Genomic DNA, 18,349 nt, shown 5'->3' on the forward strand with positions numbered 1-18,349 from the left:
GTTCTGGCGGGGGTGTCCTTTGGGGCACCTCTCCTAAGCGTCGAGGGAACCCTAGCCAAGACTCTGTGAACGGGGAATCTCCTGCTATACGCGTTGGCGTGAGCCTGCCGTTAGGCATAGCGTTAGCGGGATGAGCGTCAACTTTGCGGTAAACCTGACTGTATTGACTCTATTGATTATCGGCCATTTCTCAACCTACAGGCCAAAATTGTTTGGCATCAGCCCAGTTGTCTTGCTCAAGGAGGAATTAACTATACAAATAACTGTTTAGCATTCTGCCCGATGGTAGTCCTGAAGTGCCCGTACTTCTAGGGTTGAGGTTTGCAGAGTTTTAATGGCGGCAGCCGTTGCCTTCGCCCCTGCGATCGTGGTCACCAGGGGAATTTTGTAGGCAAGGGCGGTGCGACGGATCAATTGGGCATCGGTACGCGCCTCTTGACCGGAGGGAGTATTGAGAATAAGGTGAATTTGCTCATTTTTAATGGCGTCGAGCACATGGGGGCGGCCTTCGTGGAGCTTGAGGATGAGTTCAATATTGCTCAGACCCGCTTCGAGCAAGGCATTGCGGGTGCCTGCGGTGGCGATAATCCGAAAGCCGAGGGACTGCAACTCCTGCACCACGGGCACAATTGCTCTCTTGTCGCGATCGCTCATTGACACAAAGACGGTGCCTTTCAGAGGCAACTTTTGATTGGCGGCCAGTTGGGACTTGGCGTAGGCAGCACCAAAGGTCATATCAATCCCCATCACCTCACCGGTGGAGCGCATCTCGGGTCCTAGCACCGTATCGGTACCGGCAAATTTTTCAAAGGGCAGGACAGCTTCCTTGACGGCGACATGGTTAGGAATTTTCTCATCAAGGAAATTGAGTTCCGCGAGGGTTTTTCCTGACATTAGGCGGGCGGCCATTTTCGCAAGGGGAACGCCAATTGCCTTCGAGACAAAGGGCACAGTGCGCGAGGCCCGCGGGTTGGCCTCCAAAATATAGACCTGCTCCCCTTGGACTGCCAGTTGTAGATTGATTAGCCCGACTACGCGAAGTGCTTTGGCAAGGGCAATACTCCAGGTGCGGATGGTCTGCAACACAGTGGGAGAAAGGGATTGAGTGGGCAGGCTACAGGCGGAGTCCCCAGAGTGAATCCCCGCTTGTTCAATGTGTTCCATAATTCCGCCAATGACCACGGTACCCGTCGCATCGGCAATGGCATCCACGTCCACTTCAATGGCATTTTCCAGATACTTATCAATGAGAATCGGTCGCTCTGGCTCCACCTGAACTGCTTCGTTCATATAGCGTTCCAGTTCAGCATCGGAATAGACAATTTCCATCGCCCGGCCGCCGAGGACATAACTGGGGCGCACCACCACCGGGTAGTTAATACGCTGGGCAATGCGCAGGGCTTCGGCATAGCTGCGAGCCGTACCATTGGGGGGCTGGGGGATATTCAGCTCCCGCAAAATTTTCTCGAAGCGTTCGCGATCTTCGGCAATATCAATGGCCTCAGGGGACGTACCCCAGATTTGTGTTCCTAGGCGATCGCCATGGGTGGCAAGGTACTCTTGGAGGGGCAGGGCCAACTTTAGGGGCGTTTGACCGCCAAATTGAATAATGATGCCCACCGGGCGCTCCACCTCGATGATGTTCAGGACATCCTCTTTGGTGAGGGGTTCAAAGTACAGGCGATCGCTGGTGTCGTAGTCGGTGGAAACCGTTTCGGGGTTGGAGTTGACCATGATGGTTTCATAGTCATCGGCCCGCAGGGCGTAGGAGGCATGGCAGCAGCAGTAATCAAATTCAATCCCTTGACCGATGCGGTTCGGCCCTGATCCCAGAATCATCACCCGCGGCTTGCGGGAGGGCAAGACCTCCGATTGGGGGGGAAGCACTTCGACCTCGCCGGTCTGGGGGTTAATTTGCTCCACCGGCCGCTCATAGGTGGAGTAGTAGTAGGGGGTGTAGGCCTCAAACTCGGCGGCACAGGTGTCCACCGTTTTATAGACGGGAACAACGCCAAGGGATTGGCGATAGGCTCGCACCTGATCCTCGGTGGTTTTGGTGGCATAGGCAATCTGGGCATCGCTAAAGCCCTGTTGCTTCACCCGCCACAGATCATCAGCCGTGAGTTGCTCTAGTTTGCTGCGTTTAAGGAATTTTTCTGTCTCTAGCAGCCCCTGCATCTGGCGCAAAAACCACGGATCAATGGCCGTCAGCTCGTAGATCTCCTCAACGGTCATTCCCAAAAGAAAAGCGTGGCGAATGGCAAAAATGCGCTCGGGATTGGGGGTGCGCAGTTTCCCCCGCAGTTGCTCTAGGCTCGGCAGTTTTTCGGGGCGATCGCACCCCCAGCCGGCGCGGCCGATTTCTAGCGATCGCAGAGCCTTTTGCAGGGACTCTTGGAAGGTGCGGCCAATGGCCATGGCTTCACCCACAGACTTCATTTGCGTGGTCAGCACTGGCGATGACCCTGGGAACTTCTCGAAGGCAAAGCGGGGGATTTTGGTGACCACATAATCAATTGCGGGTTCAAAGCTGGCGGGCGTTTTCTGGGTAATGTCATTGGGGATTTCCGGCAGGGTGTAGCCCACCGCCAACTTAGCCGCCATTTTGGCAATCGGAAAGCCCGTTGCCTTAGAAGCCAATGCCGAGGAGCGGGAGACGCGGGGATTCATTTCAATGACGATTACTTCCCCGGTTTCGGGATTGACGGCAAACTGAATGTTTGAGCCGCCGGTTTCTACGCCAATCTCGCGAATGATTTTAATGGCCGCATCCCGCAGTCGTTGATATTCTTTATCCGTCAGGGTTTGTGCGGGTGCGACCGTGATCGAGTCCCCCGTGTGAATGCCCATGGGGTCAAGGTTCTCAATGGAGCAGATGATGACCACGTTATCGGCTATATCCCGCATCACCTCCAGTTCGTATTCTTTCCAGCCAATGAGGGACTGCTCAATCAGGATTTGCGACACAGGACTGGCATCGAGACCCGCCGCAGCAATCTCTTCAAATTCCTCTTGGTTGTAGGCAATGCCGCCACCGCTGCCGCCTAAAGTAAAGGCGGGGCGAATAATCAGGGGATAAACCCCAATCTCCTGGGCGATCGCCCGTGCCTCTTCAAGAGTATTGGCCAAGCCGGAGGGACACACCGCCACGCCGATTCGCTGCATGGCTTCCTTAAAAAGCTTGCGATCCTCAGCCATTTCAATGGCCGGCAGTTTAGCGCCAATCAGTTCCACGCCATAGCGATCGAGGACACCGGATTTGGCCAGCGCCACCGTTAGGTTGAGTGCCGTTTGTCCCCCCATTGTCGGCAACAGGGCATCGGGGCGTTCCGCAGCAATCACCTTTTCCACCATGTCGGGGGTCAGCGGTTCAATGTAGGTGCGATTAGCGATCTGCGGATCCGTCATGATCGTGGCGGGGTTAGAGTTAATGAGGATCACCTCGTACCCTTCCTCGCGCAATGCCTTACAGGCTTGGGTTCCCGAATAGTCAAATTCACAGGCTTGGCCGATCACAATGGGACCCGAGCCAATGATGAGAATCTTGGAAATATCGGTACGACGAGGCATAGGGACAACGCAGCGAAATGACGTTTGGCGACACCGCAATGACACCTTCCCTATCCTACACTTCCCCTTGAGATTTCACCTGTCCTTAAGGATTTCAAAGCTAGGTCTCTGGAGCTAGAGTACTGCCACACTCGCGCAGGTAAATCACTGCTCTACTACTTCCAAAGGCGGCTTACCTTAGAATGTAGGTCGTAGGTTGTAGCAGCCCGACGCTATTTTCGGAGCAGTTGGATGTCAAAGAGTTCCGCAATTGGCTTAAGTATATTTCAACGTTACCTGACGCTGTGGGTCATCCTCTGCATTTTTGCGGGGATACTGCTGGGTCGCTTATTTCCGGGGGTTGCCATCACCCTGGATCGATTGAGTCTTTACCAAGTGTCCATTCCAATCGCCATCTGCCTATTTTTCATGATGTACCCGATCATGGTGAAAATTGACTTCAGCCAGATTGATCGGGCCTTCCGTACCCCTAAACCCGTATTACTAACGTTGATTGTCAACTGGGGGATCAAGCCCTTCACGATGCTTTGGATTGCCCAGTTTTTTCTGGGCTATCTGTTCCGGCCATGGCTCAGTGAAACAGAGATCATTCGCGGGCAAGTGATGCCCCTAGCAGATTCCTATATTGCCGGCGCCATTTTGCTGGGTATTGCCCCCTGCACAGCGATGGTGCTGATGTGGGGGTACTTAGCCTATGGCAATCAAGGACTGACGTTGGTGATGGTGGCCATTAACTCCTTAACAATGCTCTTTCTCTATGCGCCCTTGGGTCGCTTTTTGCTCGCCGCCAGTGATTTAACCGTGCCTTGGCGAACCATCCTTCTCTCGGTGTTAGTGTACGTGGGGCTGCCCCTCCTAGCTGGGGTGTACAGTCGCTATTGGATTTTGCGCCATCGAGGGCAGGAGTGGTTTGAAAAACGGTTTCTGCCATTTCTTGATCCCATTGCTATCACAGCCCTCCTGATCACCCTAATTCTGCTCTTTGCCTTTAAGGGTGACCTTATTGTTGAGTCGCCCTTCCATATCTTGCTGATTGCCATTCCCCTTTTTGTGCAGACGAACTTGATCTTTTGGCTGAGCTATTTGGCGGCACGGCAATTGCGCTTGGACTATGAAGATGCAGCGCCAGCAGCAATGATTGGTGCCAGCAATCACTTTGAGGTGGCGATCGCCACGGCAGTTACTCTTTTTGGCCTCAATTCCGGTGCAGCTTTAGCGACGGTCGTGGGCGTTCTCATCGAGGTGCCGGTCATGTTGATGCTCGTGAACATTTGCCAGCGCACTGCCTTTTGGTTTCCCCGTTCTCCTCAAAAGGCCAGTCTTAAAGATCCCCGCTGTCTTTAGGGAGTGGGTGTTGCAGATCCGGAACGCACCGCTGCGACGGTTTCCGCTTGGTAAACGACGCCCGTTGACGGCACTAAGCCCGCAATGCACAGCTTGACGTTGCGCCTGTGCTGTACAAAGACGCGGAAGCCCCCTTTGTCGCTGCCACTGTCAATCGCACCGGTCAGGTGATTGGTGCAGTTGGGACTTGTATCCGCAATGCCATCAATCAGCGCATTGGGGGTAGGGTCGCCAATTTTTTGGCGATAGAGAATCCTCGGGCCGCGCCACACCACACTACTCGTTTTGCGACGGGTGTAATAGGCCACACGGGTTGTACTGGCCAGCGTGCCGTTGTCCTGCTCTTCGAGGTTATCTGCTGGTTTTTCGAGAAACATCACCAATTGATACCCCCCACTGGGAATTGTCCAATCTGGGGGTGCTGTTGTCGAAATGCGAATTGCTGAGCGAACGTCATCGGAGATAAAATCAAGGGCGCGGCTTAGGTTCATGCGGGTAATTGCCTGCTCCTCAACGCGGCGGTTGTTTTGCAAGATCGCCACCATTGCCCAACCGCTCATGGCCACCACAATACCGCCAATGGCAGCCGCCACCAGTAACTCCGTCAGTGTAAAGCCGCGATTGTCTTTGCACCAACCCTGCATTTTCCTGCTCCTCAATTGCGCTCTTGACAGTTATTGGCAGTTGTACCTGTGGTGTCGGTTTCCAAGTAATTGCCGCTGCGCATAATGCCCAAACCCAGAGACACCACCAGACAGCGCTGGATCCTCGGATTTTGGGAAGAGGCAATCACAATAGTCCCCGTACTACTGGTGCGCCCCTGAAAGCCAAACCGTATAAACTCAGTGCCCGTTCCTCGACGCAATGTGACATTCTCCAGTTGGCGAGGGCCATTGGGCAGACATTGGGGTGGATCACCGACAATGGTGGGATTGACTCCTGCGTTAATCCTCACTCGACAGGCTTGGTTGCGCCGCATTGCCTCCCGCTGCGCTTCGCGGAGTGCCCCCTCCAGACTCTCAAGCGCTTGGTTGACCCGCTGCGTTTCTAGCCAATAAAGAAAGCTTGGCGTAACAGCCACGGCTAAAATCGCGGCCACGGTGAGAACAATCAGGATTTCAATCAGGGTCATGCCCTGGCTACGGACAGCGGAAAAACGCATTGGGCACCACCTCGGTGGAAAGTTGGGCAATGATGCGGTTGTTACTATCGCGCACCGAATAGGCCAGTTCTAAGGTTTGGAAGGGTGCTTCAGGACGGGTGGTAGGTGTGCGCGTCATTGTAAAGGTGTCATTGACAATAGGACGGTTATTATTACTGCTGTTTAAGGGGGGAATCAAGGTTTGCAGGTAGGCAGCAAATCCGCCGTCAATACCATTAGTTTCATTGGGCTGAATGCGACAGCGGGCATAGACACGGGTACCCACTCCCCGATAGCCCCCTACGGGAGAGTCCAAGGTAATTGTATCGCTTGTCACAGAGACAATGCGCCGTGTACCCGAGTCCGAGCCAATGAGCACGCGATCGCCCACTCGAAACCCATCCGTGGGTGAAGTTACCGGACAGGCTCCCCCAGGACGATACTCCGGAGGCATCGCCTGCTGGTAATCACTTTCGCCCTCTTGAATCAGCGCCAGTCTTAAGGTGGTTTCATTCCCTTGGGCAGGCGCTGCTAGCTTGCGCTGGGCAAACTTGGTTTGGCAGAGATCATAGGCAACGATTTTAATGTTTTCTAAATCTTCTTGGATCCAGTTGCTGGCCTCGGCAAATTTGCGGGCATTGGCTTGGAAAAAGGCGGCAATCACAAGTGTTTGCAGAGCTGACAAGGTAAAGAGGCTAATGATCAAGATCGAAGCCAAGACCTCCGCAAGGGTAAAGCCCTGGGAACGGTGCTGCACCAGCCAGTGGAAATAAAACTTGCTACGAGTCATCAACATTGCCTCCGCATTATTTAGTATTGGGCTAAGCGGTTCCAGTTGCTGGCCTCAGTGGTGCGTGCCACCACGATGGAGGCATTGGCATAGGCACCCCCTAAGGCTTCGGGCAGGCGATCCGGAACCCGAATTTCTGCATTGTTAGAGTTAGAGCCGTTCCATTCTTTAGCCCATACAGCGCCAAAAATGTCTGGATCGCGGCTTCCGCCGTTAATACCCACCCTCGCATCAGGCGCATAGACAAAGAGACTTCCTACTTGCGCACCCCCGCTGAGGGTAAATTGTTGATCACGCGTCATATTATTTGGATCTGGGGGATTGCCATAGATGCGCAAGCGATCAGGGGTACCCACTCCCGAAGGAAGTCCCATATTTGCCTGTTGCCCACAGGTGGAACTGTCAGGACGACAGACATTATCAATTCCTGCATTACCACTAAGGGAGATGTCGCCACTGACGTAGAGCCGAATAGCGTAGTTACTGGTATTGAATGTTACTTCCTGATTGTTGCTGAGGTTAATGTTCCTAATGCGGTAGGCATAATAAACTTTCTCTGGATTGACAATGCGTTCCCCTGGCCGTAGGGGATCAGGAATAAAGAAGGGAATGTTGGGGTCAGGATTGACATAGGGGCGATCGCCTGGCCGGGGAAAAGAGAGGTTGATTGTATTACCGGTAATATCAGAACTATCCTGAGGGGGATTATTACCTCGGCCTGGTACTGGAAAGTTGGCATAAGCACCCTGACTATAGCCCCCTGCTGCTTGCAGTGCTTGCTGAAAGTCAGCGACTTGACTGGTGGGCAACCAACTGGGGAGTGGGGTCAGGGGAAGATTACCCAGTACAGAAACTCCCACTGGGTTGGGGATTTCAGGAAAGGGGGGCAAGTTAATCTTGTTAATGGCGATCGTCCCCTCAATAATTGAGTTATTGAGTGCTCCTACGGCAGCGCGCAATCCCTGTTGTGTCGGCTGGCCATTGACACACTGTGCCTTTGGTACCACACAGTTGGCCGGATTGGTACAGATCACATTGCCGTTGATAGTACCAAAGACATCATTGTTGCCAAGGTTAATCCTTTGCGCCAGTAGTCCGGGAAAGTTAGAGGGAACACTGCGATCCGTAATCACCATCTTTTGCCAGATGAAGGCATTGGCTGGCGAGTTATTGGCTAGGCGGCCTTCTATTAACAAGTGTCCTGTTTGCGTTGGGGCATCGTAGAGATACGAAAGAACGCGGTAGCTGCCCTGAACGGGTGTGCCAATCGTGCCCCTCAGAACAATCGTATTCAGGTTATCAAGGGTAAAGCAGGGGGGCGCATCAGCACCTAGGCTCTCCGCCGTCCACTCATTCTTAGCGGGGACATTGCGACCCTCTGTATTGGGCTGGCCAACTTTTGTCGCATCCGTTGAGCGATCAATGAGGTAGGGGCGCGGCGGGTTAAAGTTTGTATTGGTGGCAGGGTTGTAGGTGCGGCGGAGGAGAATCTGGTAGTTGCCATTGAGTAACCCCAGCGTGCGCGCCATGCCCCCTTCAGCCACAGCAAAGGCCTGTTGGGTTTGTCTTTGCAGGCTGGCGGTGCTCACATCCAGTTGCGATCGCGAAAGCAGGGTCAGGGCAACTACGATCATGATCAACCCCATGCCCAAGACTAAAGGTAGAGTAAACCCCCGCTGCCGATACCCCACCGAGGGATACCGACGTTTTAGTGAGCGCCCCCATTTCTTCATCATTGGCCTCTCCTCTATTACCCCTACTTTGATTTTATTTTCACTGCAAAAACTTGGTTATGGCTACTGCTGAGCCGGGTATGGTGTTAATGTTTTGGCTTTTATACGCACTAGGTGTACTCTAACCATAACTTGAGCAAAGTGATGTGATCTTCCTTACATCCATACTCCAACCTTAATTGAAACTTTTCCCAAAAGGTTCAAGGCTACTGCAACATAAAGTGTCTAACCTCTTTTTAGGCTCAAGCACGAGCGTTATCAAACTTATTTCTCTCCCCCTAAACTTAAATAAACTTGAATAAAACTCTCGCCAAGGAGCAACCTCTTGACCTGGGAAGACGTTGGTACTCACACGCCAAGTAGGCCCACACCTCACTCTCTACGGAGGCACTGGTGGCATTGACAGTAGGAATACGCGGGCGCAAGCTAACAGGCCGGGGAGGATGTTAAGGCATTTCTCTATGCCAAGGAGGTGCGGGAGGCAATTTTTTTGGGGAGTGTTAGCTGGATGGCTAGGGGGGCTGCCCCTTGGCTTCATCCCATGGCCGCAATGGCCGTCCCATCTTTTTGGTCAAGCTTTGGTGGGTTTTGGAGAATTGGAACCCCGGCGGTTGGGGTCTTTTCCTTTGGTCACTTTAGTACTGCTTTTTACCGATACGTTTGACACTGTGGGCACCCTCTCGGCGGTGGGGGGATAGGCGGTTCCTCAATCCGCAGGGACATTTCCCCCGTGCCTTGGGGGCATTGATGGCAGATGCGGTGGGCACAATTGTGGGGGATTGCTTTGGCACCGCCACCGCGACCACCCATATCGAATCGGCAGCGGGAATTGCCGTGGAGTGAAGGGCTAGCGGTAGGATTGATTAGCTATCCAATCGTGAAATGGGCGGCAGGCAAAGGGAGAGAAGTGCATCCTGCCCTTTGGGAATCGGCGGTTATCTTTATTGCTCACTACTTTTGGCGTTAGACAAGATCTAAGATAGGATGCTTCTGAACTGATTGGAACTATATCACCTATGGATCTCAAATCCCTGATTCGCGATGTCCCAGACTTCCCTAAGCCGGGCATTTTGTTTCGGGATTTAACAACGCTCCTGCAAAATCAAGCGGGGCTGCGCTACGTCATTGACCAATTGGTGGAAAAACACGCTAACGATGGCATTCACTATGTGGCCGGCATCGAGTCACGGGGATTTATTTTTGGCGCTCCCTTGGCCTATCGCTTGGGGGCAGGCTTTATCCCTTTGCGCAAACCCGGTAAACTCTGTGCACCGGTCTATGCTGTGGAGTATGAACTGGAGTATGGGCGCGATCGCTTGGAGATGCACCAAGATGCCGTGCAACCGGGTCAGCGGGTGTTGATCGTGGACGATGTCATTGCCACGGGGGGAACAGCCGCCGCGGCTGCTGGTCTAATTCAACAAGCGCAAGCCGAACTCCATGGGTTTGCCTTTATTGTGGAGCTGACGGAGTTGGGAGGGCGGCAGAAACTTCCCGATGTGCCGATTACCACCCTTGTGACTTATTAAGTCTTAAGTCTAACTGAGTTAGAACGCTACCACGTCACGCGATCGCGCAAGCGTTCGAGGAGCTTTGGCCCGACCCCAGGGACAGCATCTAAATCCGCTAAGGATTGAAAGGGCTTCTGCTCGCGGGCACGGATAATTTCAGCCGCCAGCTTTGGTCCGACCCCCGGTAGGGTTTGCAGTTCTGCTGCGGTGGCTGTATTCAAATTCACCCGCGCAGTGGGCGTGTCGGCAGGAGTTCTGGAGGAGGGAGCAGGTCGGGTGGCAATCTTACCGCCGCAGGCGCTCAACTGCTGCTGAATGCGATCGCGAACATGCTGCGGCAGCCCCAGACGACTATTGCTATAGAGCCGCTCAAACTCGCGTTCGTAGTGGGCTGCTACCGTTGGATGCTCAATGACCAGCAGGAATTCATCATTGCCGCGATTGGCCGCCTCCGACCAGTTATGGGAACCGACAATCACGATGCGATCATCAACAATGCCATACTTGTGGTGCAGCTTATCCCCCTGCGGCAGAAGGGGAGTGCCCACCGTTTGAAGGGGCTTTTGCCACGGGCGGTTACCGGCTTCGTAGTAACAGTTGCCTTGACGGGCTTGGGCGGTATTGGCCATTGCTACCCCCATCATATCGAGGGCTTCGCTAAAGTCACGGTAGATAAATCCTGAGTCAATGAGGGCGCGAATGTTCACCCCTTGGTTGTGGCGTTCTTCCAGCACGTCGGACAATGCCTGATCAGAGAAAACAAAGAGGGCAAGATCAACTTTTTGGCGACTGCGCCTTAGGGTCTGCCCAATGAGGCCATTGGTAGTGTCTGGCCAAGGGAGAGAGGCTGGACTAGGGGAAAAGCGCACCGTCACCATGGCATCGCCCACCGCCACCCGTTGAGGAGGACGGACTGGCTTTTTGACGCCAAAGCGACTATTGGGCTGACCACCAGGGCCATCTCCCCACATAATGTTGAATTCCTCAGTAAATAGGCGTGCCACGGCGGGGCTATCAATCACCAAAAGGGAGTTAGCATTGCCACGGGTATCGGGGCGTCCCAAGTCGCCATGGATATCACTGAGGGTAAAGTTTGCTGTCGTCGCAATCACTTGGCGATTGTCAATCACAATAAACTTGTGGTGCATCAGCAGACTGCCCTTAGAGCCATCGGCAGTGTCGTCAATCCAAGGAATTTTGGCTTCATTGAGAATGGTTTGCACGTCGCGATCGCTCAGTTCGGCGGCGCTGAGTTGGCCATCGCCATTGGTATCCACAAGCGCTTTCCAGTCGTCATAGCGCTCCCGCATCCTTGGATCCATGGCACGCACTTGAGCAGCCGTGTAGTTTGCCCAGGGGGCTGTGTAGGTATTTTCCATAACCACGCGCACCCGTACCCCTGCCCGCTGTCGTGCTGCCAAGGCCTTTGCTAAATTTGGCAGGCGAAACTCCTGCACCGCCACATCAACGGTTTGCTGCGCCTTGGCGATCTGCTCAATCATGATTGCCTCAAGGTCTTCTCCTTCGCGGGTATAGGGGCGATAGGGTTCTGAATAGCGGTGCGCTTGGGAGTGGTTCATGTGCACTGCAATTTGCGGATGTTGGGGGAGTGGCGCAAGGGTAGGGCGGATAAGCGGGTGCGATCGCAATTGAGTGAACACCACAGCCGCAATCAACAGCCCCAGTAGAAACAGCAGGAGATACACACCGTGCCGCCGCCATTGAAGCTTTTGCCAAAACATGCTCCTTCCCCAATGCCTGTTCCAATTCTAGGGCTATCTTTTTGCGGTCAAGGTGTTCTGGGCTGCATGGTTCCCAAGGGGGCTTGGCTAGGATGGAGACGATGCTTTTGCTGGCCTGCCATGATCACGGTGCTGGTGTTAAATGCCGGCTCTAGTAGCCTGAAAGCCTGTTTGTATCGGTTGTCACCTGAAATCGCCGCCCCAGCTGTCACACCCCCCCATCCCTTTTGGCAAGGCCTCCTCGACTGGGGACAGAACCCGACTGTGGCACGTCTGAAGGCGACGACTATCAACCGGCGCTACGAAGCCAACTTAATTCATCCAGAGGGCGGGATCGCAGGCCTGCGGGACTGGCTCAAAACCCTCCTAGAGACCCTCACCGGCGGTTCAACCCAGATCCTTGCAAGCCTTGGAGAAATTACGATCATCGGTCATCGGGTTGTCCATGGCGGCAGCCGCTACCAAGCCCCTGTGGGCGTGGATGCCCAGGTCAAAGCAGTCATTAGAGAATTTAGTGAATATGCCCCGCTCCATAATCCAGCCAACCTACTAGGGATGGAATTGATGGCGGAGATCTGTCCCCAAACGCCCCAAGTGGCGGTGTTTGATACGGCATTCCACGCTCAATTGCCGGCAGTGGCGCGTACCTATGCCATTCCCTATGAACTGACAATTAACGGTATTCAACGCTACGGCTTCCACGGCATTAGCCATCAGTACGTCAGTGAACGGGCTGCCAACCTATTGCAGCGCCCCTTAGCAGAGTTGCGATTGATTACCTGTCACCTTGGCAATGGCTGTTCCCTCACTGCCGTTAAGGGAGGAATCTCTGTGGAGACGACGATGGGCTTTACCCCCACAGCAGGAGTCATGATGGGAACCCGTTGTGGTGACATTGATCCGGGAATTTTGCTCTATTTGTTGCGACGCGGCAGGACAATTGAAGAACTAGATCAACTGGTGAATCGCCAATCGGGATTGTTGGGGGTCTCTGGGGTCAGCAATGACCTGCGGCAGATTTTGGCGGCCATCGATCAGGGAAATACGCAAGCCCAGTTGGCCTATGACTGTTTTATTTATTCGCTACAGCGAGGCATTGCTAGCCTCCTGCCTGCCCTTGGGGGTCTCGATGGGCTAGTGTTCACCGCAGGAATTGGCGAGAATGCTGCCTGTGTGCGCCGCGATGTCTGCCGAGGGCTAGGTTGGCTGGGAATTGAGTTAGATAGCGCAGCGAATGAACAGGGAGCGGGCGATCGCGACCTTGCGGCGGCGGATGCCCCCGTGCGCGTGTTAGTTGTGCATACGCAAGAAGATTGGGCGATCGCTTGTGCCTGTGTGAAATGGCTATATCCTCCAAGTTCTGCATAAAGCCACTTTGCAAACCATACCAATGTATTGGAAAGAGTCGATGCCCATTGGTTATGATTGCCTTAACAAGGAAACCCTATCGGGGAGGGTGCGGCTTTGTTCCGCAATTTACTCTTCGCACCATCTCGCTAATGCAAACTTGACCGTTCACTCGTGGGTGATACTGTGCTGGGAAAACTATTTGCAAAACCAAGGCAGGGCTTGGGGATTGAACTCACCCCAGAGCGGGTCAATATCGTGCAGCTTCAGCGGCAAAAGCAGGGTCTGAAAATAACCGCCATGGCCTCAGTCCCCCTCAGTGAAGGCGCCATTGAAGAAGGCCGCATCATTGACACCACCGCCGTTGCCGATGCTATTCGTCAAGGGATTGAGGACAAGCGCATCAAACAAAAAGAGGTGATCAGTGCCATTCCCATGAATGAAGCGGTGATTCGCCTGATTCGCCTGCCGGCTGAACTACCCGACTATGAATTGCGGGAAGTGGTTCTCATGCAGGAAGCTCCACTGTACCTTCCCTTTCCCCGTGAAGAAGCCGATGTTGACTACCAAAAGCTAGGCACCTCCCTTGATGAAGATGGCATTGAGCGGGTGGAAATTTTGCTGGTAGGCACGCCCCGCGAAGTCACCGATGCCTATATCAATGCCTTTACCCAAGCTGGTTTGCAACTGACAGCCCTTGAGGTGACCAACTTTGCCCTCATGCGTACCCTGCGGGATTTGCTCCAGCAGTTTGTGGGGGAAGCAGCAGCAATTATTGATATTGGCGATGAGGGAACGGAGATCAGCATCGTCAAGGATGGCATTCCCCAGTTTAACCGCAAAGTACCCATTGGCAAAGAGCGGATGCAAGAAGCCATTAGTCGCGCCATGAACCTGCCTCCTTCAATGGGTGTTGATCTGATTGAGGGTCTGACTGTTCCCCTAGAGCCGATGGATGTAACGGGTGCCCTCAACCCCAGTGGTGCGGCTATTTTGCGAGTTCTCTCCGATCTAGCCGATGAAATCCGTCGCTCTATTGACTTTTACCTCAACCAAGGGGAGAGTCTAGAGGTTTCCCAGTTGTTGCTGGCAGGCCCTGGTGCCAGTATTGGTCAAGTGGATGAGTTCTTTAGTCAGCGACTGAACTATGCCACCACTTTGGTTGACCCGATTAGTTTGCTGGGACTGCAAACCCCCGAAGAGATTCCTTCTGAAAAACGCCCTGCCCTAGGCACGGTGATTGGTCTTAGTCTGCGTGGCGCTTAGGAGCACTCCCGATGTACTCAATTGAGATTAACCTCCTTAAAGAACGCCCTGCAATTGGGGGCGTGGCGGGTTCGGCAACGCCAGTCCAAGGAATGAGTAATGTACCAATTATTATTGGGGGCGTAGCTGTTGTCTTTTTTGTGGGTCTGGCTCTGCTTGGCTCCGTAGGTGCGAACCTTTGGCTAGAACAACTGGCGAATAAACAAAAAAGCATTCAGGATCGCCTCGCAGCCATTTCTCCAGACCTGCAACGCATGGATCAAATTAAAAAAGAGCAGGAGCAAATCTCAGCGGAAACTAAAGCTCTTGCCACTGTATTTAATCAAGTCAAACCTTGGTCGGCAGTGATGCGGAGCATGGCGGTGCAAACGCCAGCGGAAGTGCAAATTCGGCGAATTAGCCAAGGTGGGCAAACCGGCCAAGAGCTAACGATTGAAGGCACAGCCGCCTCCTTTGAGGCAGTCAGTGACTTTCTGTTACTCTTGCAAAATCGCTCCCCCTTCTTTGACAAAAAGGCCACCCAGTTAATTAAAGCCGAGCGTACGGGGCAGCAAAATGAAGGAAACTCAGGAGGACAGATTTCTTTCAGTATCAAAACCGCGATCGCCAGCGTGCCGGCCTCGGAACTCCTTAAAGAACTTGCCGCCAATGGTGTTGAAGGACTGGTGGCGCGCATTCGATTCCTCAAAGAGAAAGGAGTGGTGCAGCAATGACTCTAACCGGTGATTTTGGCGGCTCCCCAATTGAAGAATCCGCACCGAATTATCCGACGGTCTTTGGTATTACCCTGACACCTGTTGTCAGCGGGGGACTGATTGCCCTAGTAGGGCTGGGAGCAGCGGTCTATTTAGGCAATCTCTTAATTGCCCCTAAGCTCGAGGCAGCCGCCAAGCTACAGGAGGAAATTACCCAACAGGAAAATGAGCTATCCCAGCGGGAAGTGCTCCTTAAGCAACTCAATGATGTAGTCAGAGGTTTAGAGCGCGCCAAACAGGAAAACCGTGATGTGCGATCGCTATTTGCCACTCAAGAAGCCCTGGACACCCTTCTCCTTGACATTAGCCGGCTTATCCTCAAAAGCGGTGCTCGACTTAATACCTTTGAACCCGATAGTGCAGCTTCAGGAATTGTCCAAGATGGCTCCCTTGGCCCCGAATTAAATGCCAAACTAAAAAGGCAGACTACCAATATAACAGTTCAAGGGCCATTTCCCAGCATCATCCAGGTCATGGAGGAAATTGATCGGCAACAAAATTTCCTGGTCATCAACAACCTGACGATGGAATTAGTTGCCGATAAGCCCGGTGAAGTGATTGCCACGTTTAAGCTTATGTCTTATGTCCCCCTAACCCCTGAGGAAATTGCCGCTCTGGCACCACCCCCCCAAGAGGGGCAGCCCCAAGGAGGTGAGCAGCAAGGACAACCGCAACAGAAATAGGACATAGTAACTGAAAAGTTAGCGTAGAGTCTTCGGGAAGTGAGCTGCATTCTCTTTTTGTAAGTTTGGTGGCATTTGTGAGGAGTTAAGTATCATGAGTCAGCTTTTACATCGTCTCGGCTTAGGGGTAGCCACAACAGCCCTCATTGCTGCAAGTCAAACGTCCACCTGGGCAGCAGCCACTGAAATTACCGGCATTCGCCTTGTAACCGTTGCTAACGGTATCCAACTCCTCTTCAATGTGCAGGGGAATTTACGGCCAGCGGTTTTTACCGTCAATCGCGGCAATGCCTCCATCGCAGATATTGCGAATAGCCAACTGCGCCTACCCCAAGGGGGTGCCTTCCGCCAAGATAACCCTGCCCCCGGTATCTCCTCCGTCGAAGTGGTGCAACTGGACGCCAAAACTATCCGCGTCACCGTGAATGGCATCAGTGCTGCCCCCATTGGTGAAGTCATTCGCGAAGGACGCAACGGCCTGCAGATTAATTTCATTACGGCTCAAGGCCCTGCTGGTCCTCAAGTTTCTCCTAGTGGTCAACCCATGGCCATGCCCCCTGGCCCTAATCCTGTGCCGCCTTTTCTACCGCGGCCAGTACCGCCCCCCGTTGGCGATATGCTCATTAGCCCTCTCAATGCCGATCCGGATGTCATCCAACTGGGCACCAATGAACGGATCCCCCGCCTACTGCTGCGGGAGGCGCCAGTGCGGGAGGTTCTTTCTCTATTGGCACGTGCAGCGAACATGAACGTTGTTTTCCCCGAAGCCGGTGGACAAGCGGGCGGTGTCACAATCTCCCTGGATATTGAGAATGAATCTGTTCAAGACGTATTCAACTACATCTTGCGGGTCACCAACCTCAGAGCCAATCGCCAGGGCCGCACCATCTTTGTGGGGCAAGACTTACCCCCCGATGCCCAAAATCGAATTGTCCGCACGATTCGCCTCAATCAATTGCGCGCCACCTTGAGAAGTACAATTAGCCGGACGCTGAGTTCTTCTGCAGATACCGGTGGCACAGTCGGTGGTGGTGGTGGTGGTGGTGCAGCGGCTGCAACAACGGCTCAGACCTCCCTGAACCGGCAGCTAACTACCACAGAAAATGAAGAGCAACGGGGAGGCCTAGAAATTTTGGAAGCCTATGGTGCAAACAGTGGTGGTCAACAGGGGGGGCAAGGAAGAACACTATTGGCTGGTCTAGAGGCAGTGGCTGACTCCCGCACAAACACAATTACCCTCATCGGCCCCCCGCGCAAGGTAGAGATGGCTATACAACTCTTGCAACAGTACGATGTCCGCAGGCGCCAAGTGATGGTGAATGTCAAGTTTATTGATGTTAATTTGTTGCGTAGTCGTTTAGCCAATATTGACTTAATCACAAACTTCGGTGGTACGTTATGGGGGGCTATCTTTGACCCCAATGGACTCACCGTGCTTCGTGGAACAACACCGTCTTCGGCTGGTTTAACAGCTTTTCCAATAAATAGTCCGGTGGGCAATCTCCTCAGTGACTTTTTTGCCCAACTTCAGTTATCTCTTCAGACGGGAAATGCTGTTGTCTTAGCCAATCCTACGCTGGTCATTCAAGAGGGGAGCGCGGCTCAAGTCAACCTCACTCAGGAGATTTTCTCTGGGATAGAATCGACTGCCCAGACAACTGGTACAGGGGGCGGCGCCGCTGTCGCAACTCAGACGATTCGGCCGATTATTCGACCGGCGGGGGTTATCTTTAACGTTACGGTGGAGCAAATTGATGATAACGGCTTCATTACACTGCAACTCTCTCCTGAAGTGAGTGCTCCCAGTGGCACCTATTCTGTCGTGTTTCCGGGAGTTACTAACCCCTCGTCGGGGACACTTCTCTCGCAGCGGCGGATGGAGTCGGGGCGGATTCGCCTGCGCGATGGCCAAACGTTGATGCTGGCGGGCATTATCCAGGATCAGGATCGCTCGCTAGTGACAAAAGTTCCGATTCTAGGGGAGATTCCCTTGTTGGGGCGGTTGTTCCGGCGGGAAAGCAACCAACGTCAACGCAATGAACTGGTGGTGATGGTGACACCGAAGATCATTGATGATACGCAGAATGCGGGGTTTGGCTATCAGTACTCGCCAACACCGGGTAGTATGCCACCTGAGGTACAAAACCAAATTCTGCAGCCACCACAGCAGCGCTTCTGAGTATGGCTTGTTCCCCCTCGGTACAATCGAAGGGAATTCTTGTTCTCAATTGGCAATGGGTTGTTGCCAGCCTAATCCCGCAAGGGCTTGGTGGCGCCGCAGGGGACGGGTCACCAATTCTAGGATGTTCCGAGTACTGCCAAAGCCATGGATTTGGGCAAACGTGAACTCCCCCGACCACTTAGTGCTGATGCCACGGGCTTCGAGGGGATTGGCATGAGCCATGCCAGTAATCACAAGGTCGGGTTGGAGCGCCTTAATCCGCTGAAGCTAATTGTAGTTATCGGG

14 protein-coding genes and 1 pseudogene are annotated in these 18,349 nt (G+C 53.5%); 8 read left to right on the forward strand and 7 right to left on the reverse strand.

What is annotated here, in order from left to right:
* Positions 1 to 267: 267 nt before the first annotated feature.
* Positions 268 to 3,570, reverse strand: coding sequence for a carbamoyl-phosphate synthase large subunit (carB, locus tag Q0711_RS01320; RefSeq protein WP_299041354.1), 3,303 nt, complete (start codon positions 3,568 to 3,570; stop codon positions 268 to 270).
* 231 nt (positions 3,571 to 3,801) lie between these two features.
* Between carB and arsB the strand changes: the two genes are divergently transcribed.
* Complete coding sequence (arsB, locus tag Q0711_RS01325) at positions 3,802 to 4,914, forward strand: ACR3 family arsenite efflux transporter (RefSeq protein ID WP_298611419.1); 1,113 nt, start codon at positions 3,802 to 3,804, stop codon at positions 4,912 to 4,914.
* On the opposite strand, the gene Q0711_RS01330 is transcribed toward arsB, so the two are convergent.
* Genes Q0711_RS01330 through Q0711_RS01345 form a run of 4 tightly spaced genes read right to left on the reverse strand, consistent with a single transcriptional unit; the run spans position 4,911 to position 8,581 of the window.
* On the reverse strand, positions 4,911 to 5,558 hold the full coding sequence (locus tag Q0711_RS01330) for a prepilin-type N-terminal cleavage/methylation domain-containing protein (RefSeq protein WP_298611416.1): 648 nt from the start codon (positions 5,556 to 5,558) through the stop codon (positions 4,911 to 4,913). The genes arsB and Q0711_RS01330 overlap by 4 nt on opposite strands.
* Positions 5,559 to 5,569: 11 nt before the next feature.
* Positions 5,570 to 6,076 carry a GspH/FimT family pseudopilin gene (locus Q0711_RS01335; RefSeq protein ID WP_298618058.1) on the reverse strand — a complete coding sequence of 169 codons (507 nt, stop codon included), beginning with the start codon at positions 6,074 to 6,076 and terminating at the stop codon, positions 5,570 to 5,572.
* Positions 6,054 to 6,845 carry a type II secretion system protein gene (locus Q0711_RS01340; protein WP_299041358.1) on the reverse strand — a complete coding sequence of 264 codons (792 nt, stop codon included), beginning with the start codon at positions 6,843 to 6,845 and terminating at the stop codon, positions 6,054 to 6,056. The genes Q0711_RS01335 and Q0711_RS01340 overlap by 23 nt, the downstream gene beginning before the upstream one ends.
* A gap of 20 nt (positions 6,846 to 6,865) precedes the next feature.
* On the reverse strand, positions 6,866 to 8,581 hold the full coding sequence (locus tag Q0711_RS01345; protein WP_299041360.1) for a pilus assembly PilX N-terminal domain-containing protein: 1,716 nt from the start codon (positions 8,579 to 8,581) through the stop codon (positions 6,866 to 6,868).
* A gap of 494 nt (positions 8,582 to 9,075) precedes the next feature.
* Between Q0711_RS01345 and Q0711_RS01350 the strand changes: the two genes are divergently transcribed.
* Both Q0711_RS01350 and Q0711_RS01355 read left to right on the forward strand, forming a co-directional pair.
* A complete protein-coding gene (locus tag Q0711_RS01350; RefSeq protein WP_298611402.1) occupies positions 9,076 to 9,276 on the forward strand; it encodes a hypothetical protein in 201 nt (66 codons plus the stop codon).
* 318 nt (positions 9,277 to 9,594) lie between these two features.
* Positions 9,595 to 10,107 carry an adenine phosphoribosyltransferase gene (locus Q0711_RS01355; RefSeq protein ID WP_298611399.1) on the forward strand — a complete coding sequence of 171 codons (513 nt, stop codon included), beginning with the start codon at positions 9,595 to 9,597 and terminating at the stop codon, positions 10,105 to 10,107.
* A gap of 26 nt (positions 10,108 to 10,133) precedes the next feature.
* Here Q0711_RS01355 and Q0711_RS01360 read toward each other — a convergent pair whose 3' ends face one another.
* Positions 10,134 to 11,831: a phospholipase D-like domain-containing protein gene (locus Q0711_RS01360; protein ID WP_298612878.1), complete on the reverse strand. Its 1,698-nt coding sequence runs from the start codon at positions 11,829 to 11,831 to the stop codon at positions 10,134 to 10,136.
* 120 nt (positions 11,832 to 11,951) lie between these two features.
* Between Q0711_RS01360 and Q0711_RS01365 the strand changes: the two genes are divergently transcribed.
* From Q0711_RS01365 to Q0711_RS01385, 5 genes are all read left to right on the forward strand, one after another.
* Positions 11,952 to 13,199 carry an acetate kinase gene (locus Q0711_RS01365; protein ID WP_298612882.1) on the forward strand — a complete coding sequence of 416 codons (1,248 nt, stop codon included), beginning with the start codon at positions 11,952 to 11,954 and terminating at the stop codon, positions 13,197 to 13,199.
* Between the two features lie 165 nt (positions 13,200 to 13,364).
* Positions 13,365 to 14,444 (forward strand): type IV pilus assembly protein PilM, encoded by a 1,080-nt coding sequence (pilM, locus tag Q0711_RS01370; protein WP_298612885.1) that lies wholly within the window; start codon positions 13,365 to 13,367, stop codon positions 14,442 to 14,444.
* An 11-nt stretch (positions 14,445 to 14,455) separates the two neighbouring features.
* Entirely contained in the window at positions 14,456 to 15,157 is a 702-nt protein-coding gene (locus tag Q0711_RS01375) for a PilN domain-containing protein (protein ID WP_299041363.1), read from the forward strand.
* Positions 15,154 to 15,882, forward strand: coding sequence for a pilus assembly protein PilO (locus Q0711_RS01380; RefSeq protein ID WP_299041365.1), 729 nt, complete (start codon positions 15,154 to 15,156; stop codon positions 15,880 to 15,882). The genes Q0711_RS01375 and Q0711_RS01380 overlap by 4 nt, the downstream gene beginning before the upstream one ends.
* 94 nt (positions 15,883 to 15,976) lie before the next feature.
* Positions 15,977 to 18,061: an AMIN domain-containing protein gene (locus Q0711_RS01385; RefSeq protein WP_299041367.1), complete on the forward strand. Its 2,085-nt coding sequence runs from the start codon at positions 15,977 to 15,979 to the stop codon at positions 18,059 to 18,061.
* A 45-nt stretch (positions 18,062 to 18,106) separates the two neighbouring features.
* On the opposite strand, the pseudogene Q0711_RS01390 reads toward Q0711_RS01385, so the two are convergent.
* Positions 18,107 to 18,349, reverse strand: a pseudogene (locus tag Q0711_RS01390) (ferredoxin:protochlorophyllide reductase (ATP-dependent) subunit N); the annotation flags it as partial.

The organism is uncultured Thermosynechococcus sp. (assembly GCF_937958135.1).
In the GTDB taxonomy this organism is placed as follows: domain Bacteria; phylum Cyanobacteriota; class Cyanobacteriia; order Thermosynechococcales; family Thermosynechococcaceae; genus Thermosynechococcus.

Coding starts and splice junctions, on each gene's coding strand:
- carB (WP_299041354.1), bottom strand. CDS start 3,570: ATGCCTCGTCGTACCGATATTTCCAAGATTCTCATCATTGGCTCGGGT.
- arsB (WP_298611419.1), top strand. CDS start 3,802: ATGTCAAAGAGTTCCGCAATTGGCTTAAGTATATTTCAACGTTACCTG.
- Q0711_RS01330 (WP_298611416.1), bottom strand. CDS start 5,558: ATGCAGGGTTGGTGCAAAGACAATCGCGGCTTTACACTGACGGAGTTA.
- Q0711_RS01335 (WP_298618058.1), bottom strand. CDS start 6,076: ATGCGTTTTTCCGCTGTCCGTAGCCAGGGCATGACCCTGATTGAAATC.
- Q0711_RS01340 (WP_299041358.1), bottom strand. CDS start 6,845: ATGACTCGTAGCAAGTTTTATTTCCACTGGCTGGTGCAGCACCGTTCC.
- Q0711_RS01345 (WP_299041360.1), bottom strand. CDS start 8,581: ATGATGAAGAAATGGGGGCGCTCACTAAAACGTCGGTATCCCTCGGTG.
- Q0711_RS01355 (WP_298611399.1), top strand. CDS start 9,595: ATGGATCTCAAATCCCTGATTCGCGATGTCCCAGACTTCCCTAAGCCG.
- Q0711_RS01360 (WP_298612878.1), bottom strand. CDS start 11,831: ATGTTTTGGCAAAAGCTTCAATGGCGGCGGCACGGTGTGTATCTCCTG.
- Q0711_RS01365 (WP_298612882.1), top strand. CDS start 11,952: ATGATCACGGTGCTGGTGTTAAATGCCGGCTCTAGTAGCCTGAAAGCC.
- Q0711_RS01375 (WP_299041363.1), top strand. CDS start 14,456: ATGTACTCAATTGAGATTAACCTCCTTAAAGAACGCCCTGCAATTGGG.
- Q0711_RS01380 (WP_299041365.1), top strand. CDS start 15,154: ATGACTCTAACCGGTGATTTTGGCGGCTCCCCAATTGAAGAATCCGCA.
- Q0711_RS01385 (WP_299041367.1), top strand. CDS start 15,977: ATGAGTCAGCTTTTACATCGTCTCGGCTTAGGGGTAGCCACAACAGCC.